This window comes from Hydrogenophaga sp. IBVHS2 (assembly GCF_002127215.1).
Lineage (GTDB): Bacteria > Pseudomonadota > Gammaproteobacteria > Burkholderiales > Burkholderiaceae_C > Hydrogenophaga.
In genome coordinates this window covers 21,242-37,524 of sequence record NZ_NFUT01000001.1, presented here as the reverse complement: position 1 = coordinate 37,524, position 16,283 = coordinate 21,242, and the positions used below count along the sequence as shown (strand labels likewise).

Genomic DNA, 16,283 nt, shown 5'->3' with positions numbered 1-16,283 from the left:
ACGGGTGCTAGCATGGGTTGGTGAGGGCGGCCATTCGGGGTGTGCCCGTGTCCGTTCGTGGGTGGAGGTCCGGAGGATGGCGAATTCGATGGGGCGACTGGCCGGGCCACGCCGCTGGGCGATCCTGTTGTGGATCCTGGGACTGCTCGTCTCGGCAGGACTGGGCTGGTCCACCCAGCAGGACAACCGCCGCGCGGCCGAACGCCGGCTGCAGGAAGCCGCCACCAGCGTGGCCCAGCACGTCCGCGACCGGTTCCTGATCTACGAATACGGGCTCAAGGGCACCCGCGGCGCGGTGATGGCGGCGGGCGCCGACGGCATCAACCGGCCTGCCTTCGAGGCCTACGTGGCCAGCCGGGACATGCGGCGGGAGTTTCCCGGCGCGCGCGGGTTCGGTTTCATCCGCAAGGTGCCGCGTGCCGCGGAGGCCGATTTCCTGGCCGCTGCGCGCGCCGAGGGGCCGGCGGGCTTCAGCATCCGGGAGATCGGCCCGCACGAGGGCGAGCGCTTCGTCATCCAGTACATCTACCCGCTGGCCGACAACACCGGGGCCACCGGACTGGACATCGCTTCCGAAATCCACCGCCGCGAAGCGGCCATTGCCGCCATGGACAGCGGGGAGGCCCGGCTCACCGCCCCCATCACCCTGGTGCAGGCATCGGGCAAGGCCGGCAGCGGGTTTCTGATGCTGCTGCCGGTCTACCGCAGCGGCGCAGTGCCGGTCGAGACCGGTGCGCGGCGCGAAGCGACCGTGGGCTGGGCCTACGCGCCCCTGGTGGCCGAGGAAATCCTCGCCGACCTGGGCCCGATGGCCGGGGAGGTGTCGGTCCGTCTGAGCGACAAGTCCGGCGGCCAGCCCTTCCTGCAGCGCACGACCGGCCTGGATGTGTCGGAACTGGACATGGCGCCGCTGCGCCTCGACCTCACGGTGGCAGGGCGCGACTGGGTGCTGGAGGTCCAGGCGCTGACACCGTTGCTGGAGGCGGTGCAGACCTCCTCGGCAAAGACCCGCTTCTGGCAGGGCGCGCTGGTCAGCACCCTGCTGGCCCTGATGGTCTGGCTGCTGATGCGGCAGCGCCAGACCAGTGAGGCGCTGGTCCCGGTCGATTACCCCCCGATCAATGCCGATGCCGGGCGGCTCGGCTTGTCCGGCTTCCTGCGCCAGCGTCTCACGCTGAGCGTCCTGGCGATCTATCTGCTGGTGGTGGCGGTGCTGGTCTGGCTCGACCACGACAGCCGCCTCAACGCAGGCCTGAGGGAAGCCCGGGCCCAGCTGGAGACCCTGGTGTCCGCTCAGGCCGAGGCGGTGGATGCCCGGCGGGCTTTCCGGCGCAAGAGCGTGGTGTTCCTGGCGTCGACCTCGGAGGTGGAGGTGGTCGCCCAGGAGCGTGCGGCGGACGGCGCCGGCAGTGCGCAGGACCAGCGGGCGCTGGAGCGGCTGTTTGCGGCGTACCTCAAGGCCAATCCCGAGCTGCATTCCTTGCGGCTGACCGGGCTTCGCAACGGCGCCCGCGAGCTGTTCCGCGTCGAGCGCCGGGGCGAGGCGGTGCTGGCGGTGCCCCCCCAGGAACTGCGGGCCGAGCCCGAGGCCCAGGAAATCGTGCAGGCGGCCCGCCTGGGGCAGGGCGAGGTGTTCGTCTCCGATGTCACGCTGCTGCGCGAGCATGGCGAGGTGCGCCGGCCGCTGCGGCCGCTGGTCCAGTTCTCGACCCCGGTGCTCAACCCCGCCGGCCAGCCGGTGGCGGTGCTGGTGATGGCGGTCAACAGCGTCCCTTTCCTGCCGGTGGGCGCGCTCTCGCCGACCAGCATGATGGAGGAAGAGTTGCGGACCTCGATCACCTCCATGGTGCTCAACAGCCGGGGTGACTACCTCGAACATCCCGACGTGGCCCGCCGTTATGCCCACGAGTTCGGGCCGGTGCGTCGGTGGACCGACGACTACCAGGTCGAGGTGCTGGACGGACAGCCCGGCCGCACCCGCTGGAACAGTCCCGAGGGGCCGGTGGTGCTCGCCATGCGGGTGCTGCAGAGCAACCCCGATTCCGACGTCGGCAGCCTGCGCTACATCGCCACCCTGCCCGTCAGCCAGGTGGAGGCCCGTGCCTGGAACGAGGCCCTGTCCCGCCTGCCCCTGTACGGGGCGGTGGGTGTCGTGGGCGGCGTGATGCTTTACCTGTACTGGGTGGGTGTGCGGCGCCGGCTGGACGCGCGCAGCCAGCGGCTGCGGCTGGCCGATCTGGTGGACCAGACGTCGGACGCCATCATCGGCATGGATGCCCAGGGCCGGGTGACGTCGTGGAACCGGGGCGCCCGCGAGCTGTTCGGCTACAGCGCCGAGCAGGCGGTGGGGCGTCTGCTGGAAGCCCTGATCGCGCCCGACGACCGCATCGGCACCGGCTACCTGCCGCTGGACGGGCTGGCCGAACAGTCCGGTGCCCACGTGCTGGAGGCCGCCTGCCGGACCCGCAAGGGCGATGGCCTGCAGGTCTCGATGTCGCTGTCGGTCCTGCGCGAACTCGACGGCAGCGTGGCCGGGGTGTCGGCCATGGTGCGCGACATCACGGCCGAGCGCGCGGCCCAGCGGGCCCTGGCCGAGCTCAATGCCAACCTGGAGGCCACGGTACGGGAGCGCACCGCGTCCCTCATGGACGAACGCCGCATGCTGCAGGACGTCCTGCGCGGCACCAATGCCGGCACCTGGGCCTGGAACGTGCAGACGGGCGAGACCCGGTTCAACGAACGCTGGGCCGACATCGTGGGCTACCGCCTCGATGAACTTGGGCCCTTGAGCATCCAGACCTGGGAGCGCCTGACCCACCCCGACGACCTCAAGCTGTCCGAAGCGGCCCTGCAGCGCCACTTTGCCGGCGAAACGCCCAACTACGAGGTGGAAGCCCGCATGCGGCACAAGGACGGCCACTGGGTCTGGGTGCTCGATCGGGGCCGGGTGACCAGCTGGACCGACGACGGGAAGCCGGAATGGATGCACGGCACCCATCAGGACGTCACCCGCGCCCGCGAGGCCCAGATCCGCCTGGCCGAAAGCGAGGCACTGCTGCGGCGCACCGGCCGCGTGGCCGGCGTGGGCGGATGGCAGTACGACCCCGCCGAGGGCCATGTGGAGTGGACCCGGCAGACCCGCGAGATCCACGAGGTGGACGATGCCTACCACCCCGACCCCGAACATCTGCTGAGCTTCTACCCCGAGGGCGAAGCCCGCGAGCGCATCCGGGCCGCCATCGCCCGCGCCATGCGCGAGGCCGAGCCCTTCGATCTGGAGCTGCCCTTCATCACGGCCCGTGGCCGTCAGATCCGGGTGCGTGCCGTGGGCGAACCGGTGCTCGACGAGCAGGGCCGGCCCACCCGCATCGTCGGGGCCCTGCAGGACATCACGGCCCGGTACCTCATGGAAGCCGAGCTGCGGCGCGTCAACGACCTGCAGCAGAGCATCCTCGACAACCTGCCCTGCGGCCTGAGCGCCTTCGATGCCCAGCTCAATCTGGTGGCCTGCAACAAGGAATTCGTCACCCTGCTCGGGCTGGAGCCGCTGTTCGAGAACGGCGTGCCCAACTTCGAGGACATCATCCGCTTCAATGCCGAGCGCGGCGAGTACGGCAGCGTGGATGTGGAAGAGGCCGTCGAGCAGATCGTGGCGAGGGCCCGTGCGCCGGTGCCACACCGCTTCGAGCGCCAGCGTCCGGACGGCACGCCGATCGAGGTGCGCGGCACTCCGATGCCGGGCGGAGGCTTCGTCACCACCTACACCGACCTGGCCGACCGCAAGCAGGCAGAGCGCCGCAGCGAACGCAACGAGGCCCTGCTGCGCGGCGCCATCACCGCCATCGACGAGGCCTTCGTGCTGTTCGACGGACAGGAGCGGCTGGTGTTCTGCAACGACAAGTTCCGGGCGCTGTACGAGACGGTCGCCGACCTGATCGTGCCGGGCAGCCGGTTCGAGGACATCCTGCGGGTGGGTGTGGGCCGCGGCCAGTACCCCGAAGCGCAGGGCGATCCGGCGGGCTGGATCGCCCAGCGGCTGGACGATTTCCGGGCCGGCGAACACACCAGCGTGCACCGGCTCGACAGCGGCAAGGTGGTGCGGGTCATCGATCGCCGCATGCCGGACGGCCACACCGTGGGCTTCCGGCTGGACATCACCGACCTGGTGCGGGCCACCGAGGCGGCGCAGGAGGCCTCGCGCGCCAAGGGCGAGTTCCTGGCCAACATGAGCCACGAGATCCGCACGCCGCTGCATGCGGTCATCGGCCTGACCCACCTCCTGAGCGACACACCGCTGAGCCTGCGGCAGCAGCAGCTGCTGGGCAAGTCGCAGATGGCCAGCCAGTCGCTGCTGGCCATCGTGAACAACGTGCTGGACCTGGCCAAGATCGAGGCCGGCGAGATGCCCCTGGAGGCCGAGCCCTTCCGCCTGCGCGAGCTCATCACCGAGGTGGAGGCCGTGTTCCTGCAGCAGGCCGAGGGCAAGGGGGTGGCGCTGGAGTTCCGGCTCGATCCGGCCCTGCCGGCCTCCTTGCTGGGCGATGTGCTGCGTCTGCGCCAGGTGGTGACCAACCTGGTGGGCAATGCCTTGAAGTTCACCGAGCAGGGTTCGGTGACGGTGCACTTCGAGCGGCTGCCGCTGCCGTCGGAGTCCGCCGCCGACGACATCCAGCTGGGCGTGCGGGTGGTCGACACCGGCGTGGGCATTCCGGCCGAGGTGCAGGAGCGCCTGTTCTCGCCGTTCTCGCAGGCCGACGCCTCCACCACCCGGCGCTTCGGGGGAACCGGGCTGGGCCTGTCCATCGTGCGCCGGCTGGTCGAGCTCATGGGCGGCACGGTCGGGCTCGACAGCACGCCAGGCCAGGGCAGCGAGTTCCGTTTCGAACTGCCGTTGCGGCAGGCCGTCGACCAGGGGGGGCGCGGCGCGCTCGAGCTGCTGGTGGTCGATGACGTGCCGGCCGAACGCAAGGCGCTGGTCGACATGGCCCGCGCCTTCGGCTGGCGCACCGACGTCTGCGAGTCGGGCGAAGCCCTGGTGGCCTGGATGGCCCGTCGCCAGGCCCAGGGGCTGCCCATGCCGGATGCCATGCTGGTCGACTGGATGCTGCCCGGCATCGACGGTCTGACCGCCCTGCAGCAGGTCATCGACCAGATGGGGGCGGCCAACCTGCCGGCCACGCTGATGGTGTCGTCCAGCGACCGGGACCGGGTGGCCGGCCTCGACGTCGGTCGACTCGCCGATGCCATCCTGACCAAACCGGTCAACGCCTCGGTGCTGTTCAATGCCGTCAACCACAGCGTGGTGCGGCGCCAGGGCAGCCAGGTCCGGGTCCTGCCCTCGCCGGTGCTCTCCGGCGGCGGGCAGGTGCAGTCACTGCCGGGGGTCCGCATCCTGCTGGTCGACGACAGCGACATCAACCTGGAGATCGGCTCCCACCTGCTGGCGCGCGAGGGTGCCACCGTCACCACCGCCAGCAACGGCCGCGAAGCCCTGGCCGTGCTGCGGCAGGACCCGGCCGAATTCGACGTCGTCCTCATGGATGTCCAGATGCCGGAGATGGACGGGCTGGAGGCCACCCGTGCCATGCGGAAGGAGCCTGAACTGGCCGGGCTGCCGGTGGTGGCCCTTACCGCGGGCGCGCTGGCCCAGGAACGGCGGCGTGCGATGGAGGCCGGGATGAACGAGTTCCTGACCAAGCCCCTGGAGCCCACCACCATGGTGCGGACGGTGCGGCAGGCCATCGAACGCGCCACCGGGCTGCAGGTGCCGGTGCTCACCCTGGACGAGGCCCGTCCGGCCGGCAACGGCCAGGACTGGCCGGACATCGCGGGCATCGACGGCCCTCGGGCGGCGGCCCGGCTGGGACACGACGTGTCCTTGCTGCGCCTGTCCCTCACCCGCCTGTCCGATGGCTTCGGCGACATGGCCGTCCAGGCCTGGCCGGCACCGCCGGACGAGGCCCAGCGCGCGGCGCTGGCCGCCCGGCTGCACAAGCTGCGCGGCGCGGCCAGCATGATCGACGCCGTGGAGGTGGCCCGGTGGGCCGACCGCATCGAATGCGGTCTGCGCGACGGCGAGCCGACCGAGGCCCTGGCCGAGCCCTGGCTGGCGCTGCAGCAGGCCCTCTCGGGGCTGATGGCGGCGTCGGCCGACTGGATCGGGCGCCAGGCCGGGCAGCGGCCGGTGGCGGTGGGCGTGCCCCCGGCCAGCGATGCCGTCCTGGAGCGGCTGGTGAAACTGCTGTCGAACAACGACATGGAGGCCCTGGGGCTGTTCGAGACCCAGGCCGACGGCCTGCGTTCCCGCCTGGGGGATGCCACCATGGAGGCCGCCGGTCAGCTCATGGATGCGCTGGATTTCGCTGCCGCCGCCCGGCTTTTGCAGGGAGAATCGACGGCATGAAACGAGCGGATCCGGCGGACATCTCCGGCAAGGAGAGCACGACGGCGCCGGACATCCTGATCGTCGATGACGATCCGGGGATGATCCGCGCGCTGGGCAAGGCGCTGCGCGATCTGGGGCACCTGCGGTTCTCCACCAATGGCTCCGATGCCCTGCGGCTGATCAACGACAGCCCGCCCGACCTGCTGCTGCTCGATGCCCAGATGCCGGGCCTCAATGGTTTCGAGGTGCTGGAAACGCTCAAGGCCACGCCCGATCTGGCCGACCTGCCGGTGATCATGGTCACCAGCCTGAGCGAAGACGGCTTCGAGCAGGCCGGCCTCGAGAAGGGCGCGGCCGACTTCATCGCCAAGCCGGTGCGTCCGGCCATCGTGCAGGCCCGTGTCCGCACTCAGCTGCGCCTGAAGCAGGCCAACGACGTGCTCAAGCAATCGTCGGTCGCCGACCGGCAGAACCTGGATGTGGCCCTGCGCGACCTGCAGCAGAGCCACCGCGAGCTCCTGCGCACGGCCGACGAGCTCAGGGTGGCCAACGAAAGCCTGCTGCAGTTCGTGCGCATCGCCTCGCACGACCTGCGCGAGCCGCTCAACACCATCGTGCAGTTTGTCGGTCTCGTCGAGGAAGACCATGGTCCGGTGCTGCCGGAGGAGGCGCGGCATTTCCTGCGCCTGGCCACCCGCGCCGGCGGGCGCATGCGCACGCTGCTCGATGATGTGGTCCGCTACGCCAGGCTGCAGAACGCCGAAGGCGATCCGCCGCAAGCCGTGGCGCTGGACCGCACGCTGGCCGAGCTGCGCGATGTGCTGGCGGCGCGGCTGGCAGCCACCGGGGCCCGGCTCGACCTGTCGCCGCTGCCGGTGGTGCAGGGTCAGCCCAGCCTGCTGTCGCTGCTGTTCCAGAACCTGCTGTCCAACGCCCTGAAGTTCGTCCCGCCGGGCCGTGTGCCGCATGTGCGGGTGGATGCCCGCATGGCCGGCGGCGAGGTCCGGATCCGGGTGATCGACAACGGCATCGGCATCGCACCGCAGCACGTCGACCAGCTGTTCCAGCCGTTCAGACGCCTGCACCTGCGCAGCGAGTTCGAGGGCTCCGGCCTGGGCCTGACCATCTCCCGGCAGATCGCCGAAGCCCATGGCGGCCGCATCGAGATCGAATCGGTGCCGGGTGAGGGCTCGGTGTTCACCGTGGTGTTGCCGATCGGAGCCGAGGCGTGATTCCGCCGGTCAGCGCGGATCACCCGCTGCGGTTCGGGAGGCGGACCGCGCTGGCCTTCCTGGGCGGCTGCCTGGCGGGCTGCCTGGAGACGCCGCTGCCGCCGGCCCGACTGGGCATGAACGCCTGGGTCGGGTATGACCCGCTGGTGCTGGCGCGGGACCGTCGGCTGTTCGACAGCGGCCTGCTCCAGGTGGTGGAGCTGGCCACCGGTGCCGAGACCCAGCGCCACCTGCGCAACAACCTGCTCGACGCCGGAGCGCTCACCTTCGACGAGGTGCTGCGCATGCGCGACAGCGGCCTGGACCTGCGCATCGTGGCCCTGCTCGACGCCTCCCGTGGCGGCGACGTGGTCATGGTCGCACCCCGCATCCGGCAGCTCGGTGACCTGCTGGGCCAGGCGATCGCGGTGGAGGACTCTTCGGTGGGCACGCTCATGCTGCACCGGCTGCTCGAAGCCGCGGGTCTGGCGCCCGGAGATGTGCGCGAGGTCAACATCGAGGCCACCCTGCACCTGCAGGCCCTCAAGGCGGGGCAGGTGGCCGCGGCCATCTCGTACCAGCCGCTGGCAGGGCCCATGGCGGCGGCCGGGTTCCGTCCGGTGTTCGATTCCCGCCAGATCCCCGGGCAGGTGCTCGACGTGCTGGCCGTCCGGCACGACGTGCTGCAGTCCCGGCCGGCGGCGGTGGATGCCATGCTGCAGGCGTGGCAACGGGGTCTGGCCCTGCTGATGCTGGATCCGGCGGGCGCCGCCGAATCCCTCAGCGTGGGCACCGACCTGAAGGTGGCCGAGTACCGCACCGTCATGGGCGGACTCCAGTTCTTTGCCCCGGACGAATCGCTGGCCGCGCTGTCCGATCCGGCCAGCCCGGTGCTCCACGGAGCCCGCGAGGTGGCCCGGCTCATGGCGCAGCTGGGACTGATCCGGACCGAACCGGACTGGCAGCAAATGATCGACACCGGCCCGGCGAGGCGGGTGATCACGGCGGGGGGGCGATGAGCCGACGCCTGTCCCTGGTCAGCCTGCCCGGGCGCTGGATGGCACCCCTGATCATGGTGCTGTTCGCCATGCTGGCCTCCGGCGTCAACTTCCTCTCCCAGCTGCGCACGCTGCAGGCCGACGTGGTGGAACAGGAGACGCGCCGCCTGCGGGAGCGCCTGAGCGTCGAGCAGAGCCGCCTGAGCTTCCTGTCCACCCTGGAGGATGCGCAGCAGGTGCGGCGCATCATCGGTGGTCTGAGCCTGCACACCGGCATGCAGTCGGCCTACCTGCTGGCCCCGGATGGTCGCATCGATGCCTCCATCATCCGCGCCGACATCGGGCGAGGCTTCGACGAGGTCATGGCGCAGATGCCGGTCCCGGCGCGCCGGCCCGAGCTGTTTGCGGCCGACCGCATGGGCATCCAGGTGCGCCTGCTCGATGACCGCACCACGCTGGTGGGCGTCGCCCCTTTCTCAGGGGATCGCCGCCTGGTCACCCTGGTGGATCTCACCTTCCCCAAGGCCCGGCTGCGTTCCACGCTGGTCACCGAGGTCGTGCGCGAGAGCGTGCTGCTGCTGGCCCTGGCCGGTCTGCTGGCGCTGCTCATGCACCGGCTGTGGTTCAAGCGGGCGAGCCGGCTGGTCCGCACGCTGGAGCAGGTGGGCGATGGCCAGCTGCAGGCCCGGGCAGCCCTGCCCGGGCGCGACGAGCTGGCCAGCATCGGCAACGAGGTCGACCGCATGGCGCAGCGCCTGCAGGCACAGCAGGCCGAGCTGCGGCACCTCGGCTCGCTGGTGGCGCGCTCGCCGGTGGTGTTCGTGGAATGGTCGCCGGCGGCCGATCGGGCGGTCCGCTTCGTCAGCACCTCGATCGAGCAGTGGCAGCACAGCCCGCATGACCTGGTTGCCCGGCGGCTGTCCTTTTCCGAGCTGGTGCATCCCGATGACTGGCATGCGGTCTGGCTGCAGTCGGAGCACCACCGCACCCAGGGTCCGGACGAGTACCGGCAGGAATACCGCCTGCGCACCGGCGACGGTCGATGGATCTGGGTGGAAGACCGGTCCGCGGTCGACCGCGATGCCGCCGGGCAGGTGGTCGGCATCACCGGCATCCTGCTCGACATCACGGTGCAGAAGGAAGCGCTGCTGGCCCAGCGCGAGCAGGCCGAGCAGCTGCGGCTCTTCTACGACCTGCCCTTCATCGGCATGGCCATCTCGTCGCCCGAGAGCAAGCGCTGGCTGCAGGTGAACGACCGCCTCTGCGACATCCTGGGCTACTCGCGCGAGGAGCTGCTGGAGATGACCTGGTCGGAGATGACGCCGTCCCCGGATCTGCAGAACAACCTGGTCCTGCTGCAGCAGATGAAGGACGGCCTGCGTGACAGCTACGGCATGCACAAACGCTTCGTGCGCAAGGACCTGCAGCTGGTGGAAGCCGAGATCGAGGTCCGCGCCGTGCGCGACTCGCACGGCCGTCTGCTGCGCCTGCTGTCCACGGTCCAGGACGTGACCGAACGCAGCCGCGCCAACGAGGCCTTGCGCCGGCAGACCCAGCTGCTGGAGCAGGCCGAGGCCATCGCCGGGCTGGGCAGCTGGTCGTTCGACCCGCACGCCGGCGAGCCGGTCTGGTGGTCGGGCCAGCTCTACCGCAACATGGGGATCGATCCGGCACACGGACCGCCGCCCGACCTGAAATCCCATCTGGCCCTGGTGCACCCGCAGGACGTCGCCGCCGTGGCGGCCTTCGTGCCGGCCCGGCGCCCGCCCGGCGAGACCCAGAGCCTGGAATTCCGCCGCCATCCCGACCTGGGTCCGGAGAAGTGGTTCCGGGTCAGCGTGCGCAAGGAGCCCGGTGCCCAGGGCGGGCATCGGCTGTCCGGCACGGTGCTCGACATCACCGCGCTGCGCCAGGCACAGACGGCGCTGGAGAAGACCAATGCCGAGCTGGAGCAGCGGGTGGAGCAGCGGACCGAGGAACTGCTGGCCGCCAACCGCGAGCTGGAGGCGTTTTCCTACACCGTCTCGCACGACCTCAAGGCGCCGCTGCGAGGCATCGACGGTTACAGCCAGCTGCTGCAGGAGGACCATGCCGAGCGGCTGGACGACACCGGGCGGGCTTACCTGGATCGCATCCGGCGGGGAGTGGCCCAGATGGGGTTGCTCATCAGCGACCTGCTGGCGTATTCCCGCATGGAGCGGCGGTCGGTCGAGCAGCAGACGGTGGAGCTGCTGCCCCTGGTCGAGCGGGTGCTGGAGGAATACGCCGCCGACATCGAGCGCCTGGGCGCCCGCATCGACCTCTCGGCGCTGCAGCCCACCGTGCTCACCACCGACCGCGAAGGCCTGGCGGTCATCCTGCGCAACCTGATCGGCAATGCACTGAAGTTCCACCGACCGGGTGTCTACCCAGAACTGGTGATGGGCAACCGACTTGAAAACGGGCAACATCACCTCTGGGTGAAGGACAACGGCGTGGGTTTCGACATGAAATACAGCGACAAGATCTTCGGTATCTTCCAGCGCCTGCAGCGCTCGGACGCCTACCCCGGCACCGGGGTCGGTCTGGCCCTGGTGAGCAAGGCCGCCCAGCGCATGGGCGGGCGGGTCTGGGCCGAGAGTGCGCCCGAGCAGGGCGCCACCTTCCACCTGGAGTTGCCGGCATGAATGCGCCCACCGTTGCGTCCACCACGCCGCTGGCCCCCATCCTGGTGGTGGAGGACAACCCCATGGACCTGGACCTCACCCTGCGCGCCTTCAGCCGGCGGGCCTGTGCCCATCCCATCCAGGTAGCCCGAGACGGCGAGGAAGCGCTCGCTTACCTGAACCGCTGGGACGCAGGGGAGCCCCAGCCGGCGGTCATCCTGCTCGACATCAACATGCCCCGGGTCAACGGCATCGAGGTCCTCCAGCAGCTCAAGCAGCATCCGCACTACCGCCGCATCCCCGTGGTCATGCTGACCTCGTCGCGCGAGTCGCGGGACCTGCAGACCACCTACGACCTGGGGGCCAATTCCTACATCGAGAAGCCGGTGAGCTTTTCCCGCTTCCTGGACATCGCGGCCCAGATCGAGGCCTACTGGTGCAGCGCCAACGAGCGCGCCTACTGACCCAACCGGCCTGAACCCCGAAAAAGCGCTCAAGTTCCGGCGCTTTTGGTCGAATCAACCATCAGACAGCCGGGAAAGCCTCCCGGCTGCCGTCGATGGGGGAACCGACCATGATCCAGATTTCAACCACGGCGCCGGCCAGCTGGCCGGGCGCCAGCACACCGCTGATCGGTCCTGCCCGGCCGGTGGCCGCGGTGACGCCGGTGGCGCCGGTGGGGTCGGTGACTGCCGCCGGCTCCGACGAGGAGCCCGCCCGGTCCCGGCGCCGTGGACCGGGCGATCCGGTCACCGATGGATCGACGCCGGCCACCTCCGCAGCGGCCGACCGCAACGGCAGCGGCATTGCCGCGACCGTGGCCGAGGTTCAGGCCAAGGCCGAGCAGCAGAAAGCCGAACAGGAAGCCCGCGAGGCCCGCGAGCAGGCTGACCGCGAAGCCATCGAACGCCTTCGTCAGGCCCTGGTGGATGCGTGGGACGCCAGCGCCGCGGTGGTGGAGCAGGCCCTGGGCGAGAAGGATGTGGCCGGTCCCCAAGGCGCGTCGCGCGCCGCCAGCCTCTATGACGAAGCGTCCCTGAATCCGGCGGCCGGGCAGACCGGCCAGATCATCAGCCGGCGGGTGTGAGCCTGTGCCCGGTCAGTCGGTCTGCTGGACCGGCTCCAGCCGGTCGATGGCTTCCCGGGTGCGGCGCACATCCTCTTCCAGCTGCGGCTTGAGGGCCACGGCGTCGGCCGCCAGCCCTTCGTTGGCCAGCCGCTCCATCCAGGCGGCCGTGGCCACGATGGCCCGGAATCCCATCAGCATGGACGTGCCCTTGAGCTTGTGGGCCTGATAGGCGATCTCGGCCGCTTCACCCTGGTCGAGTGCGGCGAGCAGCACCGGCACGGTGCCGATCGGCGGATCGAACAGGGTGCCCAGCAACTCGTCGAGCGTGTCGGCCGGCATCATGGAGCGGATCTCGGCGTACGACTCGCGGTCGAACAGCTCCTCGGGCAACTGGTCCATGCGCAGCATCAGGGATTCTTCCGGCATCGTGGCAGGGGCTGCAGTGGCGTCGTCCGGTTCGATGGCCGGGTCGATCAGGCCACAACGGATGAGGGCACGGCGCAGGTCGGAGGCCTGCAGGGGCTTGGTGGTGAACTCGTTGACGCCCACCTCCTGGGCCCGGCGCCGGGTGTCGTTCACCACGTCGGCGGTGACCAGAATGATCTTCACGTCGCGGTTGGGGCCGTCCGAGGCGCGTACCGCCTGGGTGGTGGCCAGGCCGTCGAGCACCGGCATGTGGTAGTCGAGCAGCACCACGTCGAAGGGCTCGCGCTGCAACAGTTCCAGGGCTTCCTGACCGTTCTCGCAGAAGACCGCGTCGTGCCCCATCTGCTCCAGCAGGATGTGGATGTACTTCAGGTTGATCGGGTGGTCTTCGGCCACCAGCACCTTGAGGCGGCGTGAGGTGAGCACGCTGGTGCGGCTGTCGACGACATCGGTCGGCGCCTCGGCGGCCGGCAGCTGCAGGGTCACGGTGAAGGTGGAGCCCTCGCCGGGCGTGCTCACCACCTCGATGTCGCCCCCCATGAGCCGCGCCAGGTTGCGCGAGATCTCCAGCCCCAGACCGGTGCCGCCGATGCGCCGGCGCAGCGAGTTGTCGGCCTGGTAAAAGCGGGTGAACAGCTGGGCCAGGGTCGCGGCGTCCATGCCCATGCCGGTGTCGCTGACCTCGATGCGCACGATGCCCGGCCGCTGCGGCAGCGTGTCGATCCGCACATGGACCCTGCCCCGGGTCGTGAACTTGAGTGCGTTGCTGATCAGGTTGAACAGGATCTGGCGCACCCGTGTGGCATCGGCCATGACCCAGGCGGGCACGGACGGGTCGGTCTCGATGAGCAGTTCCAGGCCCTTCTCCTGGGCGGTCACCTGCATCAGGCCTTCCACATCGTGCAGCATGGAGGCGACCTCCACCGGGGCCGGCGCCAGCCGCAGGGTGCCGGTTTCCATGGACGACACGTCCAGGATGTCGTTGATCACGCCCAGCAGGTGCTGGGCCGAATCGCGTGCGGTTTCGACGTAGTCGCGTTGCCGGTTGTCCAGCGCGCTTTCCTCCAGCAGGTTGAGCATGCCCAGCACACCCTGGAACGGGGTGCGGATCTCGTGGCTCATGTTGGCCAGGAACACGCTCTTGGCCTGGTTGGCCGCTTCGGCCTGGTCGCGGGCCACCATCAGTTCCCGCCCGAGCTGGCGCAGGTGGTTGTTCTGGGCCTGCTTGCGGCGCACCTCGCGCAGCAGCAGCCCCAGGAAAATCAGCAGCAGGGCGGTCTGGGCTGCAGCCAGGCCGATCACCAGCAGGCTCTGCTGGTGCAGCAGCTGGTTGCGTTCATCGAACAGTCGGGCGGTGGCCCGGTTGGCCTCGCGGGTGAGCTCGCCGAACCTGGGCGTGAGCTGCTCCACTTCCAGGGTGAGGGCCAGTCGGGCCGCCTTGTCGCGCATCAGCGCATCCGGATCGGCAAACAGTGGATCGGCCCGCTGCACGAACTCGCGGGCCTTGCCGATGCCGTCGTCGTAGGCCGGGGTGCCTTCCAGCAGGTCGCGCCGGGGCAGTTCGGTGAGCAGACCGATGCGGCTGACGAACACCTCGTAGCGCTCCTGCAGCTCGCCTGCCATGTCGGGCGCGTGGGGCTCGTCAAGGGAGGCATGCAGGGTGTAGCCCAGGCGGCCGAACTCGCGTTCGAGCTGGTAGGCCTGCCACATGAGCGCATCCACCTGGTTGCGGTTGGCCGACTCCATGAGCCGGAACTGCTTCCACTGGATCCAGGTCAGCGGCGTCAGCGTGATCAGCAGGACGGCGCCGATGGCCAGCAGCCACTGGCCGGTTCGCCAGCGGGCCAGCCCGGTGGGCTCGCTGTTCATTGAATCTCCATGGCCTTGAGTTGCCAGATGGAGCGCTCGTAGTAGGTGGAGGAGCGCAGCTCGGCGGCGCTGTCGAAGGGGTAGACGATGAACAGCGGGCCCTTGTCGCGGATGGAGATCGGCTTGTCGTCGATCAGGCGGGCCATGACCACCTTGAACTTGCGGGTGTCGTCGGCCGGGATGGCGATCTTGTAGTCGTTGATGGCCACGGCGCTGATGGTCGAGCCGCTGGCCTGCACCGCGTCCAGCACATCGGACAGCAGGGGGCCGGTGAACTTCACCGGCCGGTCGTACCAGGGGGTGCGGGTGGTGAAGCTGTGCTGGGGCAGGGCTTCGAGCATGGCCATGTCGAAGGCCGCCATGTCCGCCCGGTTCTTCACCCCGATCTTGCCGCTCACCGTGAGGATGGCCCGACCTTTGGGCTCCGGCAGGGGTTTGGTCTGGGCCATCGCCGGCAGGACGGCGGACAGCAGGCACAGGGAGACGAAGCGGCGAAACATGTCCATGGCAGAACCTTCGGGAAACAGGGCGGGGGCAGGGGATGAATGTAACGCTTTGGGGCTCAGATGCGGTGCCGCACCCCGGCCGGGGCGCTGGCCAGGCGGGTGAGCACGGCCGGCGCAATCTGCCCCAGCGGCAGCACCTCGTGCGCGGCACCGTGCTGGATGGCCATGCGTGGCATCCCGAACACCACGCAGGAGGCCTCGTCCTGCACATAGTTGTAGCTGCCGGCGTCCTTCATCTCGCGCATGGCTGCGGCGCCGTCGCCGCCCATGCCGGTGAGCATGATGCCGATGGCATTCGGTCCGAGGATGCGGGCGGCCGAGCGGAACAAGACCTCGACCGAGGGTCGGTGCCGGTTGACCGGTTCGGTGTCTTCCACCACCGCCACATAGTTGGAGCCGCTGCGGTCGATGCGCAGGTGACGGCCCCCCGGTGCGATGTACGCATGGCCGGGCAGGATGCGCTGCCCGTCGCGGGCTTCCTGGACCCGGATCTTGCACAGGGAGTCCAGCCGGTTGGCGAAGCTGGTGGTGAATCCGGCGGGCATGTGCTGGGTGATGACGATGGCGGGGGCGTCGGCAGGCATGGGGGTCAGCACCTCCCGGATGGCCTCGGTGCCGCCGGTGGATGCGCCGATGCAGATGATCTTCTCGGTGGACAGCCGCGGCAAGGGGGCACGGGCCGGTTCGGCCGGCGCGGAGGCCGCCGGTGTGGCGTTCGGCACGCGGGTGTTGCCCGCCGGCGTCGGTGCCAGGCGGCGCACGTGGGCGGCAGCGGCCACCCGGATCTTGTCGACGATGTCGCCGGCCAGTTCCTGCAGGCCGGCCGACACGCCGATGCGGGGCTTGGCCACGAAGTCGACCGCGCCCATCTCCAGCGCCCGCAGCGTGATCTCGGCGCCCTGCTCGGTGAGGGTGGAGACCATCACCACCGGCATCGGGCGCAGGCGCATCAGGCGCGAGAGGAACTCCAGCCCGTCCATGCGCGGCATTTCCACGTCCAGCGTGATGACGTCCGGGCTGGTCTCGCGGATCATCTCGCGGGCCACCAGCGGGTCGGCAGCGGCGCCGACACAGGTCATGTCGGGCTGGCGGTTGATGATTTCGGTCAGCAGGCTTCGGACCAGCGCCGAATCGTCCACCACCACGACGCGGATCTTGGCCATGGGTAATCTCC

Annotated in this window: 9 protein-coding genes; 6 read left to right on the top strand and 3 right to left on the bottom strand. The window is 69.9% G+C overall.

Features of this window, described 5'->3' with window-relative positions; all coding sequences use genetic code 11:
* Window positions 1-76 precede the first annotated feature (76 nt).
* The 6 genes from CAP38_RS00170 to CAP38_RS00145 all read left to right on the top strand — a co-directional run bounded on the left by CAP38_RS00170 (window position 77) and on the right by CAP38_RS00145 (window position 12,326).
* Window positions 77-6,403, top strand: a complete 6,327-nt coding sequence (locus tag CAP38_RS00170) for a PAS-domain containing protein (RefSeq protein ID WP_086118886.1) — start codon at window positions 77-79, stop codon at window positions 6,401-6,403.
* The gene (locus tag CAP38_RS00165) at window positions 6,400-7,617 is read left to right on the top strand and encodes an ATP-binding protein (RefSeq protein WP_179188407.1); all 1,218 of its coding nucleotides are present in this window, start codon (window positions 6,400-6,402) and stop codon (window positions 7,615-7,617) included. Before CAP38_RS00170 ends, CAP38_RS00165 begins: the two co-directional genes overlap by 4 nt.
* Window positions 7,614-8,615 (top strand): ABC transporter substrate-binding protein, encoded by a 1,002-nt coding sequence (locus CAP38_RS00160; RefSeq protein ID WP_086118884.1) that lies wholly within the window; start codon window positions 7,614-7,616, stop codon window positions 8,613-8,615. Before CAP38_RS00165 ends, CAP38_RS00160 begins: the two co-directional genes overlap by 4 nt.
* The gene (locus tag CAP38_RS00155; protein WP_086118883.1) at window positions 8,612-11,260 is read left to right on the top strand and encodes a PAS domain S-box protein; all 2,649 of its coding nucleotides are present in this window, start codon (window positions 8,612-8,614) and stop codon (window positions 11,258-11,260) included. The genes CAP38_RS00160 and CAP38_RS00155 overlap by 4 nt, the downstream gene beginning before the upstream one ends.
* On the top strand, window positions 11,257-11,703 hold the full coding sequence (locus tag CAP38_RS00150) for a response regulator (RefSeq protein WP_086118882.1): 447 nt from the start codon (window positions 11,257-11,259) through the stop codon (window positions 11,701-11,703). The genes CAP38_RS00155 and CAP38_RS00150 overlap by 4 nt, the downstream gene beginning before the upstream one ends.
* Before the next feature lie 110 nt (window positions 11,704-11,813).
* On the top strand, window positions 11,814-12,326 hold the full coding sequence (locus CAP38_RS00145) for a hypothetical protein (RefSeq protein WP_143435722.1): 513 nt from the start codon (window positions 11,814-11,816) through the stop codon (window positions 12,324-12,326).
* 12 nt (window positions 12,327-12,338) lie between these two features.
* On the opposite strand, the gene CAP38_RS00140 is transcribed toward CAP38_RS00145, so the two are convergent.
* Genes CAP38_RS00140 through CAP38_RS00130 form a run of 3 tightly spaced genes read right to left on the bottom strand, consistent with a single transcriptional unit; the run spans window position 12,339 to window position 16,272 of the window.
* Window positions 12,339-14,603 (bottom strand): sensor histidine kinase, encoded by a 2,265-nt coding sequence (locus CAP38_RS00140; protein WP_086118880.1) that lies wholly within the window; start codon window positions 14,601-14,603, stop codon window positions 12,339-12,341.
* Window positions 14,600-15,109: a hypothetical protein gene (locus CAP38_RS00135; protein ID WP_086118879.1), complete on the bottom strand. Its 510-nt coding sequence runs from the start codon at window positions 15,107-15,109 to the stop codon at window positions 14,600-14,602. Before CAP38_RS00135 ends, CAP38_RS00140 begins: the two co-directional genes overlap by 4 nt.
* A 56-nt stretch (window positions 15,110-15,165) precedes the next feature.
* Window positions 15,166-16,272 carry a chemotaxis response regulator protein-glutamate methylesterase gene (locus tag CAP38_RS00130; RefSeq protein WP_086118878.1) on the bottom strand — a complete coding sequence of 369 codons (1,107 nt, stop codon included), beginning with the start codon at window positions 16,270-16,272 and terminating at the stop codon, window positions 15,166-15,168.
* Window positions 16,273-16,283: the final 11 nt, after the last annotated feature.

Coding starts and splice junctions, on each gene's coding strand:
- CAP38_RS00170 (WP_086118886.1), top strand. CDS start 77: ATGGCGAATTCGATGGGGCGACTGGCCGGGCCACGCCGCTGGGCGATC.
- CAP38_RS00165 (WP_179188407.1), top strand. CDS start 6,400: ATGAAACGAGCGGATCCGGCGGACATCTCCGGCAAGGAGAGCACGACG.
- CAP38_RS00155 (WP_086118883.1), top strand. CDS start 8,612: ATGAGCCGACGCCTGTCCCTGGTCAGCCTGCCCGGGCGCTGGATGGCA.
- CAP38_RS00150 (WP_086118882.1), top strand. CDS start 11,257: ATGAATGCGCCCACCGTTGCGTCCACCACGCCGCTGGCCCCCATCCTG.
- CAP38_RS00145 (WP_143435722.1), top strand. CDS start 11,814: ATGATCCAGATTTCAACCACGGCGCCGGCCAGCTGGCCGGGCGCCAGC.
- CAP38_RS00140 (WP_086118880.1), bottom strand. CDS start 14,603: ATGAACAGCGAGCCCACCGGGCTGGCCCGCTGGCGAACCGGCCAGTGG.
- CAP38_RS00135 (WP_086118879.1), bottom strand. CDS start 15,109: ATGGACATGTTTCGCCGCTTCGTCTCCCTGTGCCTGCTGTCCGCCGTC.
- CAP38_RS00130 (WP_086118878.1), bottom strand. CDS start 16,272: ATGGCCAAGATCCGCGTCGTGGTGGTGGACGATTCGGCGCTGGTCCGA.